Genomic DNA, 19,600 nt, shown 5'->3' on the forward strand with positions numbered 1-19,600 from the left:
TGCGAGCTTCGGGAACGAGCCCCCGCTCGACCCGGCCGTCCCGGCTGCCGCCTCGGGCGGCCGTCACGCCGTGAGCTTCCGCTGGCTCGGCGCCTGCGTCCTCATCGGCCTCATGGGCGGGCTTCTTCTCGGCTCCGCGATCTACGTTTCCTCCGAGGGAGAGACGACCTTCGCTGACCTTCCCCAGCGAGCCCCTACTCTGGCCTCGCGCGGCGATGGCGCCGGAGCCGCCCGAAAAGCCGACAAGCTCGTCCGCACGGAAATGGTGGCGTCGGCCAAGCAGAGCTTCCGCACGCCGATGACGCTGCGCGCCGGCGACCGCGAGGTGATCAAGGTGCGCAACTTCGTGCGCATCGCCACGAACCTCTCCCTGACGAGCGGGGTCTACGCCTCGGACATCCCACCCTTCAATCCGCTGCGCTTCTTCGCTGACACTCCCGGCGAGCGCGGCTTCGAACCGCCGCCGGAGACTTCCGACGCGGAGGTGTCGGTGGTGAAGAGCGAACTCTCGACGCTCGCGGTCGAGTTCGGGCAGCATGGCCTGAGCGACGAGCAGGTGGTGCTCCAGCTCGAAGACGAGGCGCGGCTGCGCGCGGAGGCCGGCCGGCGCGCCAATGCCCCGCTGCCCTCGACCGCGATGCTGTCGCGGATGCTCGGCCGCATGCCAGCCGCCGCGGCCGTGCCCGTGCTTCCCGGCGGTGATGCCGCCCTGCAGGCCCCCTTCCGCTCGATCGAGGTCCGGGTCGTTCCGGAGAACGTCACCGAGGCACCGAAATCCGGCCCGAAATCCGCGGAGGTCGATTTCGAGGAGCGGGTGGTTCCCATCCGGCGGGGAGAGACGCTCGAGAGCGTCCTTCGCGCCAACGGCGCAAGCCCGGACGATGTCCGCGCGATCCTCGCCACGCTCGTCGGACGCGACCGTCAGCTCGGGCCGGTGGACGGGATGCAGCTGCGTCTCCTCCTCGCGCCGCCGCCTCGCCCCGGCGAGGCTCGCCGCCTCGTGCGCGCGATCCTCTTCGGCGAGCGCGGAATCGAGGCGATCTCGGCCATGAACGACCGCGGCGCCTTCGTGTCGGTCACGCCGCCGCAGACGCAAAGCGCGGCCCGCGCCCAGGGCCGGGCCGGAGGCGAGGAAGAGGAGGAGGACGAGCAGGAGGGAAGCGGCGTCACCCTCTACAACAGCCTCTACGAGACCGCGCTCAAGCAGGAGCTGCCCCGGCAGACGGTCGAGGAGCTGGTCCGCATTTTCGGCTACGACGTCGATTTCCAGCGCCGGGTCGCGCCGGGAGACAGCTTCGAGATCTTCTACGCGACCGACGACGAGGGCGGAGATCGTCTGGAGATCCTGTCCGCTACGATCACGCTCGGGAACGACACCCACCGGGTCTACCGCTACCAGGGCGAGGACGGCTCGGTGGACTATTTCGACGACGCGGGCCGCTCGCTGAAGAAGTTCCTGATCCGCAAGCCGGTCGTCGAGGCGCGGCTGAGCTCGGGCTTCGGCACGCGCTACCATCCGATCCTCGGCTACGCGAAGATGCATACCGGCGTCGACTGGGCCGCCCGGGTCGGGACGCCGATCTTCGCGGCCGGCAACGGCACCGTGATCAAGGCGGCGTGGGACTCTGGCTATGGCCGCAGGACCGAGATCCAGCACGCCAACGGCTACGTCACGGCCTATAACCACCAATCCTCCTTCGCGCGCGGCATCGCGCCCGGCGCGCGGGTGCGGCAGGGACAGGTGATCGGCTATGTCGGCTCCACGGGTCTCTCGACGGGCGCGCATCTCCACTACGAGGTGATCGTGAACGGCCATTTCGTGGATCCGATGAAGATCCGAGTCCCGCGCGGACGGGAGCTCGACGGGCGGGCGCTCGTGGAGTTCGGCCGCCAGCGCGACCAGATCGACCAGCTCATGCAGAAGGCCTCGCCCAACCGGCTGGCGCAGCGCGGCTGAGCTCAACCGAAGCCGAGGCGGCGCCGTATGTCCTCCGGGGACTCGCCGGCGGCGCGGAGGGCCGCCAGGGAGACCGAGCTGCGGCTCTTCGAGAGCTTCCGGCCGCCCTCGTCCGTCAGGAGCGCGTGGTGGTGGTAGAGCGGGCGGGGCAGGTCGAAGAGCCGTCCGAGCAGCGCGTGGATGTCGGTCGCCGCTTCGAGATCGACGCCGCGCACCACATGCGTGACGCCCTGCGCGGCGTCGTCGAGCACGACGGACAGATTGTAGCTCGTCGGCGTCTCCTTCCGAACGAGGACCAGGTCGCCCCAGCGCTCCGGCCGCGCCGCGACGGACCAGTCGCGGCCGTCCGGATCGAAGCCGCGCCAGGAGACGGGGCCGGCCGCGGCGCTCGCGGCCGCCATGTCGATGCGCCAGGCGACGCGTCCTCCCGCAGCAAGGAGGCTTTCGCGCCCGGCCCGAGGCAGGTTCCGGCAGGTACCCGGGTAGAGGGGCGTCCCGTCAGGGTCGCGCGGCCATCTCCCGCCCGTCTTGCTCTCCCACGCCGCTACCGTCGCGGCGATCTCGCTCCGGCTGCACCCGCACGGATAGAGGAGGCCGGCTCGGCGCAGCCTCTCGGCACCGGCCAGATACTCCGCCATGTGTCCGGATTGCCTGCGGACGGGCTGCGGCCAGCTGAGGCCGAGCCAGGCGAGATCCTCCTCGATTCCCGCGATGTTCTCCGGCGTCGCACGGACCAGGTCGATATCCTCGATGCGCAGGAGCCAGATGCCCCCAAGCCGGTGCGCGACGGCGTCGTTGAGGAGGGCGGAATAGGCATGGCCGAGATGGAGCCGCCCGTTCGGGCTCGGCGCGAAGCGCAGGATCGGGCTCATCGGCGCGGCCTCGCCGCATGAGCGGGCGCCTCGATTCGGAGGAAGCCATGGCGACCGGGCTGGCGGAGCTCTGCCGGCTCGATCCGGACCTGGCGCGCCTTGTCGCAGCGGGAATGCGGCCGCCCCTGCGCAGGCGCGAGCCCGGGCTTGCCGGCCTGCTCTCGATCGTCGTCGGCCAGCAGGTCTCGACCGCGAGCGCACGGGCCATTCTCGCCCGCCTTGCGGCCGCGTTCCCGGACCTCTCCGCTGCCCGGATCGCGGCCGCGTCGGATGCCGAACTCCTGGGCGCGGGCCTCTCGCGGCCGAAGCTCAGGACCCTGCGGGCGATCTCCGCCTCCATCCTGGCGGGCAGGCTCGACCTCTCGAGCCTCGCCGGCATGCCGGCGGCCGAGGCGCATGCCGCGCTGACCGCCGTCCCGGGGATCGGGCCATGGACGGCCGACATCTACCTCCTGTTCTGCCTCGGCCATCCGGACGTCTTCCCGGCCGGCGACCTTGCGCTTCAGGAAGCCGTCCGCGCGCTGCTCGGCCTGCCCGCCCGGCCGAACGCGAAGGCGCTCGCCGCGATCGCCGAGCGCTGGCGTCCATGGCGCGGCGTCGCGGCGGGGCTGCTCTGGGCGCATTACCGGCGGATCAAGAGCCGCGAAGGTGTGCTCGCGCTTTGAGGTCACCCCCGCCCGAACCAGGCCGGCGCCTCCTTCATCCAGCCGAGCCCGTCTTCCGTCCGGCCCAGCGGACGGTACTCGGCGGCGGCAGCACCGTCGTAATGGACGGCGCGAAGCGCGCCGAATGCAGCCTTGAAGTCGAGCTCGCCCGTGCCCGGCTCGTGCCGGCCGGGATTGTCGGCGAATTGCACATGGCCGATGAGCTCGCCCGCACGCCGGATCGCCGCAACCAGATCGGGCTCGGTCCGGGCCATGTGGTAGAGGTCGAATTGCAGGCGGATCCGCGGGTCGCCCTGCCCGGCATAGAAGCGGAGGAACTTGTCGAGGCTGTCGAGCCAGAAGCCCGGCACGTCGAAGGGGTTGATCACCTCCAGCATCAGCTCGGCCCCCGCGCGCTCGAAACGCCTGGCGGCGAGCGCCACGTTGTCCGAGAAGACGCGGGCGGTCGTCCTGTCGTCCTGCCCGATGGGTGGAGGACCGGCCAGCAGGTTGACCTTGCTGACGCCGAGCTCCTCGGCATAGCGCACGGCCTGCTCCACTCCCTGCGCGAAGGCGTCGCGCGCGCCTGCATCCGTTGCCCGGCCGTTGCCACCGCGGCCGTCGGAGGCCGGGAGGTTGATCAGTACGATGGGCAGGTCGCCGGCGGCCCGGCGGATTTCCTCGGTGCTCCACTCGTAGGGGAACTGGACCTCCGCGCCCGCGAAGCCCGCCCGCGCGGCCGCGGCGAAGCGATCGAGAAACGGCACCTCCGTGAACATCAGGGTGAGATTCGCGACGAGCTGCATCGACCCCCGGCCCGCTTGCGGCGACTTGCCTCACATCCGATAACGCCGCCCTTTCCGAGGAACAAGGAATCCGATGCGCCTGAGGTCTGACGTCACGCGGCACGGCATCGAACGCACGCCGCACCGCGCCTTCATGCGCGCGATGGGCCTGGACGATGCGGCCATCGCCCGGCCGATGGTCGGGGTCGTGTCGATGAAGGGCGAGGTCACGCCCTGCAACATGACGCACGGGCCGCAGGCCGACGCCGCGAAGGAGGGCGTGACCCGGGCCGGCGGCACGCCCCGCGAGTTCACGACGATCTCCATCTCGGACGGGATCGGCATGAACCACGAGGGCATGAAATTCTCTCTCGTGTCGCGGGAGCTGATCGCCGATTCGATCGAGGCCGTCGTGCACGGGCATGCCTATGACGGGCTGATCGCTTTCGGAGGCTGCGACAAGACCCTGCCAGGCGCCATGATGGGTCTCGTGCGCTGCAACGTGCCGGGCGTCTTCCTGTATGGTGGCTCCGCCCTCCCCGGCCGCCATGCGGGCCGGAACGTGACCGTGCTGGACGCCTACGAGGCGGTCGGCACCGTGATGACCGGAGCGCTCGACGAGAGCGTGCTCGATGAGATGGAGCGGGTCTGCAAGCCGACCTTCGGTGCCTGCGCCGGGCAGTTCACGGCCAATACCATGGCCATGGTGTCCGAAGCGCTCGGGCTGACCGTGCCCAATTCCTCCATGGCGCCGGGCGTCTATTCCGAGCGGCTGGAGATCGCAAAGCGCGCCGGCGCGATCGTCATGGAGAACATCGTACGCGGCGGCCCGCTGCCGCGCGACCTGATCACCCGCGCCTCGCTGGAGAACGCGGCCGCCATCGTCGCCGCGACCGGCGGCTCGACCAATGCCGCGCTCCACATCCCGGCCATCGCGCACGAGGCCGGGATCCGGTTCACGGTCGACGACGTGGCGGAGGTCTTCGCCCGGACCCCGCTGATCGGCGACCTGCGCCCGGGCGGGCGCTTCCTGGCCAAGGATGTCTACGACCTCGGCGGGGTGTCGATCATCATCCGCGAGCTGATCTCCGGCGGCTTCATCGACGGCTCGACCCTGACCGTGACGGGCCAGACTCTGGAGGAGGAGCACGGGGCGGCGCCCCGGCCGGACGGGACGGTGATCCGCCCCGTCGCGGAGGCCATCCGGCCGGATGGCGGGCTCGTCGTCCTGAAGGGCAATCTCGCCCCGAACGGCGCTCTCCTGAAGGTCGCCGGGCTGAAATCGACGCTGTTCGAGGGCACCGCCCGCGTGTTCGATTCGGAGGAGGATTGCGCGCTCGCGGTCCGGGCTCGCGCCTACGCGGCCGGCGACGTGCTAATCATCCGCTACGAGGGGCCGAGCGGCGGGCCCGGCATGCGCGAGATGCTGGGCGTCACGGCGCTGATCTACGGCCAGCAGATGGGCGAGAAGGTCGCGCTGCTCACGGACGGCCGCTTCTCCGGGGCGACCCGCGGCATGTGCATCGGGCATATCGCGCCGGAGGCGGCAATCGGCGGGCCGCTTGCGCTCGTCCAGACCGGCGACCGCATCCGCATCGACGGGGCGGCGCGGACATTGGACCTCCTGGTCGATGACGCCGAGATCGCCCGGCGCCGCGCCGCCTGGACGCCGAAGCCGACCCGCCATCCGGCCGGGCTGCTCGCAAAGTACGCCCGCCTCGTCGGCGGCGCGGAAAACGGGGCGGTGACGCATGCGGGAAGGGCGGTTTGGACGAACCCGGCCGGTGAGGCGGGGCTGTGAGCCTCGTTCACAACGAGCGGGTCAAGCTCACGGCGACGTATCTCAATGGCCTCGCGATCGCGGTTTTCGCCGTGGGCGGACTAGCGCCGGTCGCGGCACTCGTGAGCGGCGCGGCTCAGGCGGGCGCGGCGGCGCCGATCGGGATCCTGACGTGCGTTTGCGTTTGCCTCAGCGCAGGCCTACATCTTGGAGCAAGGCGCGTCTTAAGGAAGCTGGAGCCATGACCTGGGCGCAGATTGCCTCGCTCTACATCGCTCCCGTCGGAGCCGTGATCATTGCGGTCGCGCTCTATTTCTTTGCAGACCGACCCGTTGAGCGGCGGAAAGGGCATTCTTCGCGTTGACGGCCGGCCTATCGTAACCCCAGCTTCTTGGCCGCACGACTGCACCTCCACATGGCGGACCCGACTCCCCTCGGCTTCATCGGCCTCGGTCTGATGGGCGGGCCGATGACCCGGCGTCTGCTCGCCGCCGGGCGCACCGTCACCGTCTGGAACCGTTCGCCTGACAAGCTGGAAGCCGCCGTGGCGGTGGGCGCGAAGCGCGCGGGGAACCCGGCCGAGGTCGCCGAAGCCGCCGAGATCGTCTTTCTCAACCTCACCGACAGCGCGGCCGTCGAGGCGGTGGTGTTCGGGCCTGAGGGCCTGAGCGCCGCCCCGGGCCGAGGCAAGCTCGTCGTCGACTTCTCGTCGATCCGGCCCGATGCCACCGTCGAGATTGCCCGCCGCCTGGAAGCGGCGAACGGCATGCGCTGGGTCGATGCGCCTGTGTCCGGGGGGACGAAAGGCGCCGAGGAAGGCTCGCTCGCCATCATGGCCGGCGGCGAGGCGGCCGATATCGAGCGCACGCGGCCTCACATCATGACGATGGCGGCGCGGCTCACCCATATGGGCCCGCTCGGCTCCGGCCAGACCACGAAGCTCTGCAACCAGATCGTCGTCGGATGCACGATGGCGGTGCTCGCCGAGGCGACGCGGCTCGCAGCGAATGCCGGCATCGATCCGTGCCGGCTGCCCGAAGCCCTCGCCGGGGGCTTCGCGGATTCGAAGCCGCTGCAACTGTTCGTGCCGCGCATGGCGGCCGGCATCCACGACCCGCCGCTCGGCCACGCCTATACGATGCTGAAGGATCTGGATTCGGCGCTCGACGCCGCGCGCGAGACCGGAACGCCGGCACCCATGGCGGCGCTCGCAGCCCAGCTCTTCCGCCTCCTCGCCGCAACGCGGGGCGAGAAGGCGGATGCGCTCGAGCTCTACAAGCTCGGGGAAGCGGCGGCGCAACGCTGAGGGACGCCAGATCGCGGCCTTCACTCCGCGCCGTTGCGCAAGGCCGGGATTGCACGGGCGCAAAGGCCGGAGCTTGACCGTAATCCCGGTTCCCCCGATCACAAGCGGACCGAAACCGGGAACAGTCACGTGATCGATTCTACCTACGGGGCCGCCTGGGCGCCGCGCGTGCTCAGCGTCGTGCGCATCGTAGCGGCGCTCATCTTCCTGCTGCACGGAACCCAGAAGCTGTTCGGCTTCCCGGCTCCGCCTCCGAACGGCTTTCCCGCAGTCTTCTCCCTGCTTTGGATCGGCGCGATCCTGGAACTCGTCGGAGGCCTTCTGCTCATGGCAGGGCTCTTCACGCGCCCTGTCGCCTTCATCCTGTCGGGCGAGATGGCCGTCGCATACTGGATGTTCCACGCGCCGCGAAACCTCTACCCGACGCTGAACGGCGGCGATGCCGCGATCCTCTACTGCTTCATCTTCCTGTATTTCGTCTTTGCCGGCCCCGGCCCCTGGAGCCTCGACGCGAAGCTCCGCCGCGACGGCAAGCTGCCCGCCTGGGCCTAGGCGCTTCGAGCGCTCAATCCGTCGCGACATCCTCGCGAGGATCGTGAGCGCCCGGGACGATCGCCCTGAAAGTCTCCTCCAGGTTGCGGCGGCTGGCGGGATCGACAACCGCGGCCGGAACGGAAACGGCGGCGGTCGCCGCCGCCCCGAGCGAGCGCGCCGCACCGCCCACCACGAGCCCGATCCCCTCACCCAGGCTCTCGTCCTGGCCGACCGTCTGGCCGGCCACCAGCCGCGCACCGATCGAGCGCACGACCTCCGGCGATTCGGCGAAGGTCGCGTGGTGGAGCGGATCGCCGGAGCGCATGCGGGTGAGATCGACCGCGGTGATGTTCGCCTTGGCGAGCGAGCTTCGGTAAGGCTCCACCTCGGGGTCGATGGCGCCGAGCTGGACGTTGCTGCCCCAAAACAGGCGCGAGAAGGCGAGCGCCCTGTCGTCCTGCGCCACGAACAGCGTGATCTTGGGACGGTTCGGCCCGAGATCCTGGACCTGCGTGCGGGCGACATCAAGGTCGATGTCCGGGGCCGCGAGCATGACGTTGCGGATCTTCGCCGGCACGCGGCCCTTGCGGATCGCCTGCTGGCGCAGCGCTTCCAAGGTAACCCAATTCCCCATCGAATGGGCCAGCACGTCGATATCCGTGATCGCGGGCTCCGCCGAGAGCTCGGTCAGCAGGCGCTCGAGCGCGGTCCGCGAATAGGTCGCGCTCTCGCGATCGTAGGGATAGGCGAGGAGCCGGCCGCGGGACGGCCAGGTGAAGAGCACGGCCACGCCGGGCGCTCTGCTGTCGTGCTTGATCTGCGCGAAGCGGAAGACGGCGTCGTCGAACTGGTTGTTGTAGCCGTGCACGAAGACAAGGACGCGGCGCTGGCCCGAGCGGCGGACCATCTCCCGGACGGAGCTGTGCAAGCCCGCATCATTCAGCGGGTCGGACCGCAGGGTCACGAAATGGCGGGCAGGATCGCCGGGAGAGCTGTCCGGCCACTCGACCTCGCCAACCCGGTGGGCCGGCGGAATGGAGACGTCGATCCGGCGGTAGGACACGTGATGGGACCGCTCGCCTCCGAAGAGGAGCCCGGGCTCGCCGGGAAGAGCCTTCCGGGTGGTCGCGACCAGAATCGGAACACGCGTCGCCCCGACCGCCTGGGCGGAGACGGGCAGAAGGGCATCGGGGGCGCGCGTCCCGCAGCCGGCCAGCGATCCGGCCAAGGCCGCGGCGAGAAACGCCCGCTTCATCGAGTTCCCCATCGCGCAACAGGATAGCGCCCCCGGCCGAGCTTGTCGCGCGGCGCGGTCCGCACCTCAGGGCGGCGCGGGTTCGGGCTCCTCCGGCGGCACGTCGGGCGGAGGTGGCGCGAGCGCACGCGTCAGCTGCGGTGCATTGAGCGTCTCGATAGGCCGGAAGCTCGAACCGTCCACCTGCCCCGGCACGCGGATGCAGCCGACGCAGATGAAGCGGAAGCGATCCCGCCGCGCGAGCTTCTGATCCAGCGTCTCCTCTCCCCGGTTGCCGGATTCGGCCCCCGACGGCCCGACCGTGAACCGGAGCGGCTGCTCCTCATCCGCCCGGAGCGCGCCAGCGCCCAGCCCAGGCAGGAGGGCCAGAGCGGCCGCGAATGATCTGATCGGTCGAGGCAGAATCGACGTCCCTTCGCGTCGGTAAAGTAACCCCGAAGAGCCGCTCGGCCAAACGACCTCCGCTCAGCTGCGGTTGAGGACGGGCCCCGTCTCCACCGGACGGTCCGGGTCCGCGGTCCATTCGGACATCGAGCCGTCGTAGAGCTTCACGTCCCGCCGGCCGAGCACCTCGGCCAGGACGAACCAGTCGGTCGAGGCGGCTTGGCCCGTGTTGCAGAAGGTGACGACGGGGCCCGGCCCTGCCGGCGCAAACAGGCCTTCCAGCTCCGCCCTCTCCTTCAATCCATGACGTGCGCTGTCATAGGCCTGCGCTCCTTCGATGTTGATGGAGCCGGGAAGCCGTCCAGGCCGCGCGGCCTGCGGCGATTTCTCCTCGCCGGTGAAGGACTTCGGGCCGCGCGCATCGACGAGGAGCGCACCTCCCTCCCTGACCGCGCGCTCCACTTCGGCGAGCGTCGCCCTCACGGAGGGGTGGATCGTGACCGGATAGGTGGTCGGCTGCGGCTCCGTCGGCTCGATCGAGACAGGCTTGCCCGAACTCGCCCAGCCCTCCCAGCCGCCATCCAGCATCGAGAGGCGGCGATGGCCGGCGGCCCGGAAGGTCCAGAAGATGCGTGCCGCCACCGAGAAGTCGCCGGACGACATGCCGGCCGGCACGATCACGACATGGCTGTCCGGCTTGATGCCGAGCCTGCCGAACAGGGCCGACAGGCGTTCCGGATCGGGCAGCAGGCCGGCGGCCGCGCCTTTCTGCTGCCGCCATCCGTCCGCCACGTAATCGGAGTGGATCGCGCCCGGGATGTGCCCGGCATCGAAAGCCTGCCGGCCCCCACCATAGCCGGCCGAGCGGATATCGAGCACGACGAGGCCCGGCACGCCGAGCCGCTCGGCGAGTTCGTCGGGGGAGATCAGGGCCGGGGCGGTCTCGGTCGGCATCGGGCGTTCCTCGTTCTGCCCGCAGCCATGCCGCACCCGCCGCGCTCCGGCAACGGCCCTCGCACGACGCGCCCTGGTTGCCGAGCCGGCACGCGCGCCTTAACGCCTCCCGCAAGCTTTTCCGGGAGTACGCCTTGGACACAAGCTGGATGCGCTCGCGCCGCGGCGCGATGCGGCTGTTCGGAGCCGTCGCGCTCCTCGGGCTGGCGGGCAGCAGCGGCACGGCCCTGTCCTAGGCGGAGCGGAAGCTGCTCGCCTGGCGCTAGAAACCGTACAGCGACGGAACAGTCCCTCGCATCCTGCCGTTGCGCAACATATTTCATTGTGCGGCGCAGCATGACAGCTGTGCAGGAGATTCGAACGATGCGCGGACTAGCCTCGAACCTGTCCCGGCTCGCCCAAGGCCGGAACCTCATGGAGGACCTTCTGCGCAGGGTGGATACGTCCCCTACGCCTGGCCCGGCCCAACCGCGAACGGCTTTGACGAGGGTGGCCTCGTTCGGGACCAATCCAGGCAATCTCGGCATGCTCACCTACGTGCCGGACCAGCTCGCGCCGTCGCCGGCGCTCGTCGTCGTCCTCCACGGGTGCACGCAGAGTCCGGCCGCCTATAACGACGGAGCGGGCTGGTCGGACCTCGCGGACCGGCACGGCTTCGTCCTGCTCTTCCCGGAACAGACGAAGGCAAACAACCCGAAGGCTTGTTTCAGCTGGTTCCTGCCGCACGACACGGCGCGGGGCTCGGGTGAGGCGGAATCGATCCGTCAGATGATCGAGGCAGCCGCCGCCGAGCACGGCATCGACCGCTCACGCATCTTCGTCACGGGGCTTTCCGCGGGCGGCGCGATGGCCGCCGCGATGCTCGCCACGCATCCCGAGCTGTTTTCCGCCGGCGCGATCATCGCGGGTCTGCCTTACGGCGCAGCCGGCAATGTCCAGGAAGCGTTGAACGCGATGTTCCAGGGCCAGAACCGGCCGGCCTCCGAATGGGGTGACCTCGTCCGCTCGGCCTCCCCGCATCGGGGGGCCTGGCCTCGAATTTCGATCTGGCACGGAGCGGCCGACCAGGTGGTCAAGCCCGGCAACGCGGCGGAACTCGTGAAGCAATGGACGAACGTTCACGGACTGCCCATCACGCCGGACGAGCGCAGCTTCTTCGCAGGGAATTCGCGCGAGGTCTGGCACGACGCGTCCGGGGCGGAGGTGATCGAGTCCTTCGACATTGCCGGCATGGGGCATGGCACCCCGCTCGCAGTCGGCGAAGGCGACATGGAGGGAGGCGCGGCCGGCGCCTTCATGCTGGATGTCGGCATTTCGTCCACCCATCACATCGCCGGCTTCTTCGGCCTGACCGAGGAGGCCGCCGGCCACACGGCGATCCGGAGCAAGCCCACGATCCGGGCACAGGTCGCATCGTCGGGCCGGGAGGCTCTGGACGGCGAAATCCTGCCGCCTCGCCGAGAGACGAGGCAGGAGGGAGGCCACTTCGACCCCGAGACGTTCGGCGTGCCTGCCTCGCTTCCGCCTCAGGTGCTGCGGGTCATTCAGAACGCCTTCCAAGCCGCCGGGCTCGTGAAGCGCTGAGCGGCGCGCCGCCATCGCGATAGCGGTGCCGGCCTCCCTGCCAGTCCTCGACCAGGATGGCGTCGTCCTCCTCGGCAAGGTAGTTCGGGCCGAGGGGCGACTTCCCGAACCCTCCCGGAATGTCGAGCACATAGGTCGGCTGCGCGAGGCCCGAGACCCGGCCGCGCATCGCGCGCATCAGCTCCTGGCCCTCCGCAATGCCCGTACGCAGATGCGACGTGCCCGGCGCGAGGTCGCCGTGATGCAGGTAATAGGGCTTGATCCGGGCCTCGACGAACGCGCGCAGGAGCGCCTCGAGCGAGGCCGGATCGTCGTTGACGCCGCGCAGCAGCACCGACTGGCTCAGCATCGGGATACCGGCATCGACGATCCGGGCGCAGGCCGCGCGGGCCGTTGGTGTCAGCTCGCGCGCGTGATTGGCGTGCAGCACGAGCCAGGTCGCCTTGCCGGCCGCCTTCAGCGCCCCGACCAGCCCAGGCGTGATCCGGCCGGGATCGGCGACCGGCAGCCGGGTGTGGATGCGCAAGACCCGCACGTGCTCGATCCCGGCGAGCGCCGCGACAAGCTCGCCGAGCCGCCGCGGCGACAGGACGAGCGGATCGCCGCCGGACATGACCACCTCCCAGATCGTCGGCCGCCCCCGGATGTAGTCCAGCGCGCGCTCCAGGTCTTCCGGCGAGAGCGCCTCGGCCTTGCCCGGCCCGACCATCTCGCGCCGGAAGCAGAAGCGGCAATACACGGCGCAGACATGGACCGGTTTCAGCAGGACCCGGTCCGGATAGCGGTGGACGATTCCCTCCACCGGCGAATGCGCCTCGTCCCCGATCGGATCCGCGAGCTCCTCCGGGCGGGAAGCGAGTTCCTCGGCCGAGGGCACGAACTGCCGCGCGATCGGATCGGCGGGATCGGAAGGCTCGATCAGCTCGGCCAGCGCGGGCGTGATCTGGACGGCGTAGCGCGCCGCGACGGCCTCGAGCCGGGCGAGGTCTTCCGGTGCGGCGAGTCCCGCCTCGACGAGGTCGCCCGGCCGGCGGAGGGTACGGTTCATCGTGGCCCGATGTCAGCTTCTGCGACCGGCGTCCAGATCACGTCCTCGATCCGCTCCGCTCCGGTCGCCAGCACGACGAGACGGTCGAGCCCGAGCGCCACGCCGGAGGCCGGCGGCATCTCGGCGAGTGCGGCGAGGAAGTCCCCGTCCACCGGGTAGCGTTCGCCATAGATGCGTGCCTTCTCGTCCATCTCGGCCGCGAAGCGGCGGCGCTGCTCGGCGGGATCGGTCAGTTCGCCGAACCCGTTCGCGAGTTCGACCCCGCAGGCATAGAGCTCGAAGCGCTCCGCCACGCGGGGATCGTCTGCGGCCGGCCGAGCCAGCGCGGCTTCGGCGACGGGATAGCGGTCGAGCAAGGTTGGCCTCCCCTCGCCGAGCCGCGGCTCGACCTTCTCGACGAGGACGCGGCTGAACATGTCGGACCAGGTATCGTCCTCCGCGATGCGTATCCCGGCAGCCCGGCAGGCGCCTGCCAAAGCGTCGCGGTCCGTCTCCCGCGCCCCGACCGTCGCCAGGAGGTCGATCCCGGCAAGGTCGCGGAACGCGTCCGCGACGCTCACCCGTTCGGGCCAGACCGTCAGGTCGCAGCTACGGCCGCGGAACACCGCAACGGCTCGGCCGGTCGTCTCGGCCCCGAGCCGCACGAGCTCGGCCGCATCCTGCATGACGAGATCGTAGGCCTCGTTTGTCCGATACCATTCGAGCATCGTGAACTCGGGGTGGTGCAGCGCGCCGCGCTCGCGGTTCCGGAAGACATGGCCGAGCGAGACGATCCGCTCCTCGCCGGCCGCGAGCAGCTTCTTCATCGCAAATTCGGGTGACGTGTGGAGATACAGAGGGTGTCGCTCGCCCGCCGTGCTCGCCGCCTCGGTGGCGAAGGCATGAAGATGCGCCTCGTTGCCCGGCGAAACCTGCAGGGCGGCCGCATCCACCTCCACGAAGCCCCGCGCCGCGAACCAGCGCCGGACCGCGGCGACGATGCGGTTCCGCGCGATAAGGAAGGGGCGGCGGCGCAGATGCCGGTCCCGCGCCCACCAGGCGCCCCGGCCCGTTGCGGCTTCCCTCATGCCGGCCCGGTCACTGGCGAAGGCGGGAGATATCGGCTAACGGGCGCCCAACCGTTCTCCGCAAGCCCGTCCGGCCGCGCCGCTCACACAGCAAGGATCAGTCCCGTGAAGGTCATCGCCTCGTCCCTCCGGAAGGGCAACGTCGTCGAGGTCGACGGCAAGCTCTACGTCATCGTGACGGCCGAGAACATCCACCCCGGCAAAGGCACCCCCGTCACCCAGCTCGACATGCGCCGCATCTCGGACGGCGTGAAGGTCTCCGAGCGCTACCGCACCACCGAGCAGGTCGAGCGCGCCTTCGTTGAGGACCGCGAACATACCTTCCTCTACCATGATGCCGAGGGCTACCACTTCATGAATCCGGAGACCTACGACCAGGTCGCGGTTCCGGAGGACATCGTCGGCGACCAGGCTCCCTACCTGCAGGAGGGGATGGCCGTGATGCTCTCCCTCCATAACGGAACGCCGATTGCAATCGAGCTGCCGCAGCGCGTGACGCTCGAGATCGTGGAGACCGAGCCGACCGTGAAGGGGCAGACGGCATCCTCCTCCTACAAGCCGGCCCTGCTCTCGAACGGCGTGCGCACCATGGTCCCGCCGCATATCTCGGCGGGGACGCGGGTCGTCATCATGACGGCGGACGGCTCCTACGTCGAACGCGCCAAGGACTGAGCCGAACCGGGCGCGAGGCGTGGTTCCGCTCAACCCGCTGGTTGCAGGCGTCGCGCCGCCGCCCATCCCGGAAGCTCGCGCCTGGGCCGCTCGGTATGACGGCCGGCACGGGCCGCTGATCGATCTGACCCAGGCGGTGCCCGGCTATCCGGCCCATCCGGATCTCGTGCGGAAGCTGGCCGAAGCCGCCGGGCAGCCGGAGAGCTTCGGCTATGGCGAGATCACCGGGGACCTCGCGCTGCGCGAGGCCTACGCGGCCGACCTGAGCGGACTGTATGGCGGCGACGTCCGCCCCGAAGAGGTCGCGATCACGACCGGAGCCAATATGGGCTCCTTTGCGGCGACCATGCTGCTCGCGAAGCCCGGCGAGGCCGTGATGCTGCCCGTCCCCTGGTACTTCAACCACCAGATGAACGCCGCGATGCTCGGCATCGAGGTCGTGCCCCTGCCCTGCCAGGCGGAGGACGGCTTCGTGCCCGACCCGGATGCGGCGGAGAAGCTGCTGACCGATCGCGTGAAGGCGGTCCTGCTCGTCACGCCGAACAACCCGACCGGAGCGGTCTATCCGCCCGAGACGATCGCCCGCTTCGCCGGGCTCTGTCGCGAGCGGGGCATCACCCTCGTGCTCGACGAGACCTATCGCGACTTCCGGCCAGGCGATCTCGACCGCCCGCACGCGCTTTTCGCCGATCCTTCCTGGCGCGATCACCTGGTCCAGCTCTATTCCTTCTCGAAGAGCTATTGCGTGCCGGGCTACCGGCTCGGCGCGGTCGTGGCCTCGAGCGCCATGCTGGGCCAGCTCACCAAGATCCTCGATTGCGTGCAGATCTGCGCCGCGCGGGCGGGCCAGGCGGGGCTCGCCTGGGCGATTCCGGCGCTGCGGGAGTGGCGCGAGGGCAACCGCACCCTGATGAACGAGCGCGGCGCTGCGGCGCAGGCGGCCTTCGCGGCGCTCCCGGACTGGGAGATGTCGAGCCGCGGCGCCTATTTCGCCTATGTGCGGCACCCGTATCGGGGCCGGTCCGCCATGGCCGTCGCCGAGGCGCTTGCGACGGAGCGGGGAGTCATCGCCCTGCCCGGCTCCGCCTTCGGGCCGGGCCAGGACGCCTATCTTCGCCTCGCCTTCGCCAATGTGGAGGCGGAGCGGATCGCCGAGGTGGCAGGCCGGCTGAGAGATCCGCTCGCATTGTGAGAAGGCGCCGGACGGAAGTCCGGCGCTCTCCCGCCCTACCAGCTCACGTTGCAGCCGCTTTCGGCGAGGCTCGCAAAAGCCTGGTCGCCTTTGATCGTGGCGAGGTGCTTGTAATAGTCCCAGGGCCCCTTGGACTCGGCCGGCGACTTCACCTGGAACAGGTACATGTCGTGCACCATGCGGCCGTTCGGCAGCACCTTGCCGCCCTTGGCGAAGAAGTCGTCGACCGGCAACTCGCGCAGCTTCTTGGCGACGGCGTCCGTATCGTCCGTTCCCGCCGCCTTGATCGCCTTGAGGTACTGCAGGACGCTCGAATAGGTGCCGGCATGGACCATGTTGGGCATACGGCCGGTCCTCGCCATGAAGCGCTTGGCGAACTCGCGGTTCTGGTCGTCCAGATCCCAGTAGAAGCCTTCGGTAAGGACGAGGCCCTGCGCCGCCTGGAGGCCGAGACCGTGCACCTCGGCCAGCGTGAAGAGCAACGCCGCAAGTCGCTGGCCGCCCTGAACGATGCCGAACTCCGCCGCCGCCTTGATGGAGTTGTTGGTGTCCAGGCCGGCATTGGCGAGGCCGACGATCTTCGCCTTCGAGGCCTGGGCCTGGAGAAGGAAGGAGGAGAAGTCGTTGGTGGAGAGCGGGTGGCGCACGGCGCCGAGCACCTTTCCGCCCTTCGACTGCACGTATTTGGATACGTCCGCCTCGAGCGCATGGCCGAAGGCGTAGTCCGCGGTCAGGAAGAACCAGGTGTCGCCGCCGGTCTCGACGAGCGAACCGCCGGTGCCGACCGCAAGAGAGCGCGTGTCGTAGGCCCAATGGAATCCATAGGGCGTGCAGGCCTTGCCCGTCAGGTCCGACGTCGCGGCCCCGTTCGTCATGGTGATTTTCTTCTTGTCCCTCGACAGCTGCTGCACGGCAAGCGCGACCGAAGAGGCGGTCAGCTCCATGATCGCGTCGACCTTGTCGTTGTCGTACCAGCCGCGCGCGATGGTGGAGGCGACGTCCGGCTTGTTCTGGTGGTCGGCGGAGACGATCTCGATGGGCTTGTCGAGCACCTTGCCGCCGAAATCCTCGACCGCCATGCGGGCGGCCTCGACGGACCACTTGCCGCCGAAATCCGCATAGACGCCGGACTGGTCGTTCAGGATGCCGATGCGGACGGCGTTGTCGGAGACCTGGCCCTGCTGAGCCTGGGCGAGTGCAGGCGCTACGGCCAGCGCGGCGCCGGCGAGAATCCTGGCGAAGTGTTTCACGAGCGTTCCTCTTCCGTTGCTTGTGCGTCGGGACAGACGCTCGCCCGCCCCGCAAGTCAAGGAGTGGGGAGCGGGTGCTCGACGAAGGTCTTAAGCGCCTGGTCGTCCCTATGGCAGGACCTCGAACTCGCCCACGACCGGCGCGTCGGAGGCGGTTCCGAGGAAAACTTGGTAGCGGCCGGGCTCGACCACATAGGTGCCGTCATCGAGATGGAAACCGAGCTCGGCGACCGGAACCTGCAGGGTCAGCCGCTCTGCGCTGCCCGGTGCAAGGGCGATCTTCCGGAAGGCCTTGAGCTGACGGGCGGGGCGGGACCGGCTGCCATGCAGCTGACGGACATAGAGCTGGACCACCTGCCGCCCGTGCCGCCGCCCGGTGTTGCGCAGCGTGGCAGCCACTTCGAGCCGGTCCACCTTGGACAGGTGGCGCCTGGGCAGATCGACTTCCCCGAGATGCCATTCCGTGTAGCTCTTTCCGAAGCCGAACGGGAACAGCGGCGTGATCTCCTCGTCCACATAGCGGTAGGTGTAGTGGTTCGTCGGATCGTGCGGCCGGCCGGTGGACGGCAGATCGTAGGGGATCGGAACCTGTCCGACGGTGCGCGGCCAGGAGACCGGCAGCTTCCCGGCCGGATCGACCTCCCCGAAGAGAAGGTCGGCGATGGCGTTGCCACCCTCCGTCCCCGGGAACCAGGCCATCAGCACCGCGTCGAGCCGATCGATCACGGGTCCGAGCTCGATGGGCCGCCCCGCGATGATGACAAGCACCACGGGCTTGCCCATGGCGACGAGCCGTCCCAGCAGCTCGCCCTGGCGGCCGGGAAGGGTGAGGCGGGCGCGGGAGGCCGCCTCACCGCTCATCTCGTTGGCCTCCCCGAGCACGGCGAGCACGACGTCCGCCTCCCGGGCGGCCCGTTCCGCCTCGGCGAAGCCGGCGTCGGTCTCGCATGCGATGTCGCAGCCCTGCGCGAAGGAGACCGCTACATCGCCACGGCCGCGCAGACCATCCAGCACGGAGACCCCGTCCTCCCAGCGCACCATGGCGGCATGGGGGCCGACGAGGTGGCGCTGCGTCCGGCCAAGCTCGCCGATGACCGCGATGCGCCGCCCCGCCGCCAGCGGGAGAACGCCCTCGTTGCGCAGGAGCACCGCCGAATCCCGCGCCGCCCGGCGCGCAAGCGCGCGGGCCTCCGGGCTCGGCGGGGCTGGCTCCACCCGCGAGGTATCCGGGTCCGGACGCTCGAAGAGGCCCATGGCGAGCTTCGAACGCAGCACGCGCCGGGCGGCCTCGGTCACCGCGGCTTCGGGAATCCGCCCCGCCATCACCTCGTCCTGCAGATGGGCGGCGTAGAGCCCTGAATACATGTCCATGTCGACGCCGGCGAGCAGCGCCTTCCTGGCCGCCTCCGCCCCATCCCGGGCCACCCCGTGCTCCATCAGCTCACCGATGGAGTTCCAGTCGGACACGACGAAGCCGCGGTAGCCCCAGCTCTCCCGGAGGATGCCGGTCAGCATCGCGCGGCTCGCCGACACCGGCACGCCGTTGAGGGACAGGAAGGCGCTCATCACGCTTTCCGACCCGGCCTCGATCCCGGCCCGGAACGGCGGAAGATAGCTGTCGTGAAGGTCGCCGGGCGCGATCGCGCCCATGTCGTAATCGCGCCCGCCCGTCGCCGAGCCGTAGCCGGCGAAGTGCTTCAGAGTCGTCGCAATGCCTGCCTCGCGGAAACCCTCCACCCGGGCCCGGGTGAAGAGCCGGCCGAGGAGCGGATCCTCCCCGAACCCCTCGTTCATGCGGCCCCAGCGCGGGTCGCGCGCGAGGTCGGCCATCGGCGCGAAGGTCCAGTTGATGCCGATGGCCGCGGCCTCCAGCCCCGCCTGCCGGGCCGTCTCCCTCGCCAGCTCGGGATCGAAGCTCGCCACCTCAGCCATCGGCACCGGGAAGATGGTGCGCAGGCCGTGCAGCACGTCCAGGCCGACGAGAACCGGGATCCCGTGCCGGGAGCGGCGCGCCGCGGCCTGCACGTCCGCGATCTCATGCGGTTTGGTCACCGCGAGAACGGCGCCGATCCGGCCCCTTTCGAGGTCGCCGCGATCGAAGGTCGGGCTGAAGGGGACTAGGTTCAGCTGGCCGATCTTCTCCTCCAGCGTCATGCGGGAGAGCAGCGCCTCCAGCCGGCTTTCGCGCTCGGCAGCGGCGTCGGCGACTGCTTCCGGGGAGGCTGCGCAACAGGCGAGAAACGCGGCCGCGAGGAGGGCTTGGGTGCGATTCATCCGGGTCGACGTCGATCCTGTGCCGGGAAGAGGCAGGCGGCA

The 19,600-nt window shown here is 69.9% G+C and carries 16 protein-coding genes (1 of these 16 only partly in view); 8 read left to right on the plus strand and 8 right to left on the minus strand.

Annotated elements, in window-relative coordinates; genetic code table 11:
- Nucleotides 1-1,957, plus strand: partial view of a M23 family metallopeptidase gene (locus HJG44_RS17940; RefSeq protein ID WP_210261212.1) — the 3' portion only. Its footprint begins 101 nt before the window's first position; 1,957 of the gene's 2,058 nt are visible here — the last part of the coding sequence; its start codon lies off the left edge, out of view; the stop codon is at nucleotides 1,955-1,957.
- 2 nt (nucleotides 1,958-1,959) lie between these two features.
- On the opposite strand, the gene gluQRS is transcribed toward HJG44_RS17940, so the two are convergent.
- The gene (gene gluQRS / locus HJG44_RS17945) at nucleotides 1,960-2,829 is read right to left on the minus strand and encodes a tRNA glutamyl-Q(34) synthetase GluQRS (protein ID WP_171219704.1); all 870 of its coding nucleotides are present in this window, start codon (nucleotides 2,827-2,829) and stop codon (nucleotides 1,960-1,962) included.
- A gap of 47 nt (nucleotides 2,830-2,876) precedes the next feature.
- Between gluQRS and HJG44_RS17950 the strand changes: the two genes are divergently transcribed.
- Nucleotides 2,877-3,494 (plus strand): DNA-3-methyladenine glycosylase family protein, encoded by a 618-nt coding sequence (locus HJG44_RS17950; protein ID WP_246736341.1) that lies wholly within the window; start codon nucleotides 2,877-2,879, stop codon nucleotides 3,492-3,494.
- 2 nt (nucleotides 3,495-3,496) lie between these two features.
- Here HJG44_RS17950 and HJG44_RS17955 read toward each other — a convergent pair whose 3' ends face one another.
- Complete coding sequence (locus HJG44_RS17955; RefSeq protein ID WP_171219706.1) at nucleotides 3,497-4,279, minus strand: TIM barrel protein; 783 nt, start codon at nucleotides 4,277-4,279, stop codon at nucleotides 3,497-3,499.
- A gap of 73 nt (nucleotides 4,280-4,352) precedes the next feature.
- Between HJG44_RS17955 and ilvD the strand changes: the two genes are divergently transcribed.
- The 3 genes from ilvD (at nucleotide 4,353) to HJG44_RS17970 (ending at nucleotide 7,896) form a co-directional block, all read left to right on the plus strand.
- Nucleotides 4,353-6,059 carry a dihydroxy-acid dehydratase gene (ilvD, locus tag HJG44_RS17960; RefSeq protein ID WP_171219707.1) on the plus strand — a complete coding sequence of 569 codons (1,707 nt, stop codon included), beginning with the start codon at nucleotides 4,353-4,355 and terminating at the stop codon, nucleotides 6,057-6,059.
- Nucleotides 6,060-6,453: 394 nt separating this feature from the next.
- On the plus strand, nucleotides 6,454-7,344 hold the full coding sequence (locus HJG44_RS17965; RefSeq protein WP_171219708.1) for an NAD(P)-dependent oxidoreductase: 891 nt from the start codon (nucleotides 6,454-6,456) through the stop codon (nucleotides 7,342-7,344).
- Nucleotides 7,345-7,473: 129 nt separating this feature from the next.
- The gene (locus tag HJG44_RS17970) at nucleotides 7,474-7,896 is read left to right on the plus strand and encodes a DoxX family protein (RefSeq protein ID WP_346767198.1); all 423 of its coding nucleotides are present in this window, start codon (nucleotides 7,474-7,476) and stop codon (nucleotides 7,894-7,896) included.
- 13 nt (nucleotides 7,897-7,909) lie between these two features.
- On the opposite strand, the gene HJG44_RS17975 is transcribed toward HJG44_RS17970, so the two are convergent.
- The gene (locus HJG44_RS17975) at nucleotides 7,910-9,133 is read right to left on the minus strand and encodes an alpha/beta hydrolase (protein ID WP_171219709.1); all 1,224 of its coding nucleotides are present in this window, start codon (nucleotides 9,131-9,133) and stop codon (nucleotides 7,910-7,912) included.
- Between the two features lie 465 nt (nucleotides 9,134-9,598).
- Nucleotides 9,599-10,471: a sulfurtransferase gene (locus HJG44_RS17980; protein ID WP_171219710.1), complete on the minus strand. Its 873-nt coding sequence runs from the start codon at nucleotides 10,469-10,471 to the stop codon at nucleotides 9,599-9,601.
- 363 nt (nucleotides 10,472-10,834) lie between these two features.
- Between HJG44_RS17980 and HJG44_RS17985 the strand changes: the two genes are divergently transcribed.
- Entirely contained in the window at nucleotides 10,835-12,055 is a 1,221-nt protein-coding gene (locus HJG44_RS17985) for an extracellular catalytic domain type 1 short-chain-length polyhydroxyalkanoate depolymerase (protein WP_246736342.1), read from the plus strand.
- Here HJG44_RS17985 and HJG44_RS17990 read toward each other — a convergent pair.
- Nucleotides 12,012-13,103 carry a lysine-2,3-aminomutase-like protein gene (locus HJG44_RS17990; protein ID WP_171219711.1) on the minus strand — a complete coding sequence of 364 codons (1,092 nt, stop codon included), beginning with the start codon at nucleotides 13,101-13,103 and terminating at the stop codon, nucleotides 12,012-12,014. The genes HJG44_RS17985 and HJG44_RS17990 overlap by 44 nt on opposite strands.
- Nucleotides 13,100-14,170, minus strand: coding sequence for an EF-P lysine aminoacylase EpmA (gene epmA / locus HJG44_RS17995; RefSeq protein ID WP_171219712.1), 1,071 nt, complete (start codon nucleotides 14,168-14,170; stop codon nucleotides 13,100-13,102). Before epmA ends, HJG44_RS17990 begins: the two co-directional genes overlap by 4 nt.
- Before the next feature lie 105 nt (nucleotides 14,171-14,275).
- Between epmA and efp the strand changes: the two genes are divergently transcribed.
- Both efp and HJG44_RS18005 read left to right on the plus strand, forming a co-directional pair.
- A complete protein-coding gene (gene efp / locus HJG44_RS18000; RefSeq protein ID WP_346767199.1) occupies nucleotides 14,276-14,842 on the plus strand; it encodes an elongation factor P in 567 nt (188 codons plus the stop codon).
- A 19-nt stretch (nucleotides 14,843-14,861) separates the two neighbouring features.
- On the plus strand, nucleotides 14,862-16,034 hold the full coding sequence (locus HJG44_RS18005; protein ID WP_171219714.1) for an aminotransferase: 1,173 nt from the start codon (nucleotides 14,862-14,864) through the stop codon (nucleotides 16,032-16,034).
- Nucleotides 16,035-16,069: 35 nt separating this feature from the next.
- Here HJG44_RS18005 and HJG44_RS18010 read toward each other — a convergent pair whose 3' ends face one another.
- Nucleotides 16,070-17,284: an ABC transporter substrate-binding protein gene (locus tag HJG44_RS18010; RefSeq protein ID WP_171219715.1), complete on the minus strand. Its 1,215-nt coding sequence runs from the start codon at nucleotides 17,282-17,284 to the stop codon at nucleotides 16,070-16,072.
- A 108-nt stretch (nucleotides 17,285-17,392) separates the two neighbouring features.
- Nucleotides 17,393-19,558: a glycoside hydrolase family 3 N-terminal domain-containing protein gene (locus HJG44_RS18015; RefSeq protein ID WP_171219716.1), complete on the minus strand. Its 2,166-nt coding sequence runs from the start codon at nucleotides 19,556-19,558 to the stop codon at nucleotides 17,393-17,395.
- Between the last annotated feature and the right edge of the window lie 42 nt (nucleotides 19,559-19,600).

The organism is Enterovirga aerilata, assembly GCF_013044135.1.
Lineage (GTDB): Bacteria > Pseudomonadota > Alphaproteobacteria > Rhizobiales > Beijerinckiaceae > Enterovirga > Enterovirga aerilata.

Bases quoted from the DNA above. Each gene is read 5' to 3' on its own strand.
- HJG44_RS18015 (WP_171219716.1), bottom strand. From the start codon at position 19,558: ATGAATCGCACCCAAGCCCTCCTCGCGGCCGCGTTTCTCGCCTGTTGC.
- HJG44_RS17975 (WP_171219709.1), bottom strand. From the start codon at position 9,133: ATGAAGCGGGCGTTTCTCGCCGCGGCCTTGGCCGGATCGCTGGCCGGC.
- HJG44_RS17955 (WP_171219706.1), bottom strand. From the start codon at position 4,279: ATGCAGCTCGTCGCGAATCTCACCCTGATGTTCACGGAGGTGCCGTTT.
- ilvD (WP_171219707.1), top strand. From the start codon at position 4,353: ATGCGCCTGAGGTCTGACGTCACGCGGCACGGCATCGAACGCACGCCG.
- HJG44_RS17985 (WP_246736342.1), top strand. From the start codon at position 10,835: ATGCGCGGACTAGCCTCGAACCTGTCCCGGCTCGCCCAAGGCCGGAAC.
- HJG44_RS17980 (WP_171219710.1), bottom strand. From the start codon at position 10,471: ATGCCGACCGAGACCGCCCCGGCCCTGATCTCCCCCGACGAACTCGCC.
- HJG44_RS17950 (WP_246736341.1), top strand. From the start codon at position 2,877: ATGGCGACCGGGCTGGCGGAGCTCTGCCGGCTCGATCCGGACCTGGCG.
- HJG44_RS17990 (WP_171219711.1), bottom strand. From the start codon at position 13,103: ATGAACCGTACCCTCCGCCGGCCGGGCGACCTCGTCGAGGCGGGACTC.
- HJG44_RS17965 (WP_171219708.1), top strand. From the start codon at position 6,454: ATGGCGGACCCGACTCCCCTCGGCTTCATCGGCCTCGGTCTGATGGGC.
- epmA (WP_171219712.1), bottom strand. From the start codon at position 14,170: ATGAGGGAAGCCGCAACGGGCCGGGGCGCCTGGTGGGCGCGGGACCGG.
- gluQRS (WP_171219704.1), bottom strand. From the start codon at position 2,829: ATGAGCCCGATCCTGCGCTTCGCGCCGAGCCCGAACGGGCGGCTCCAT.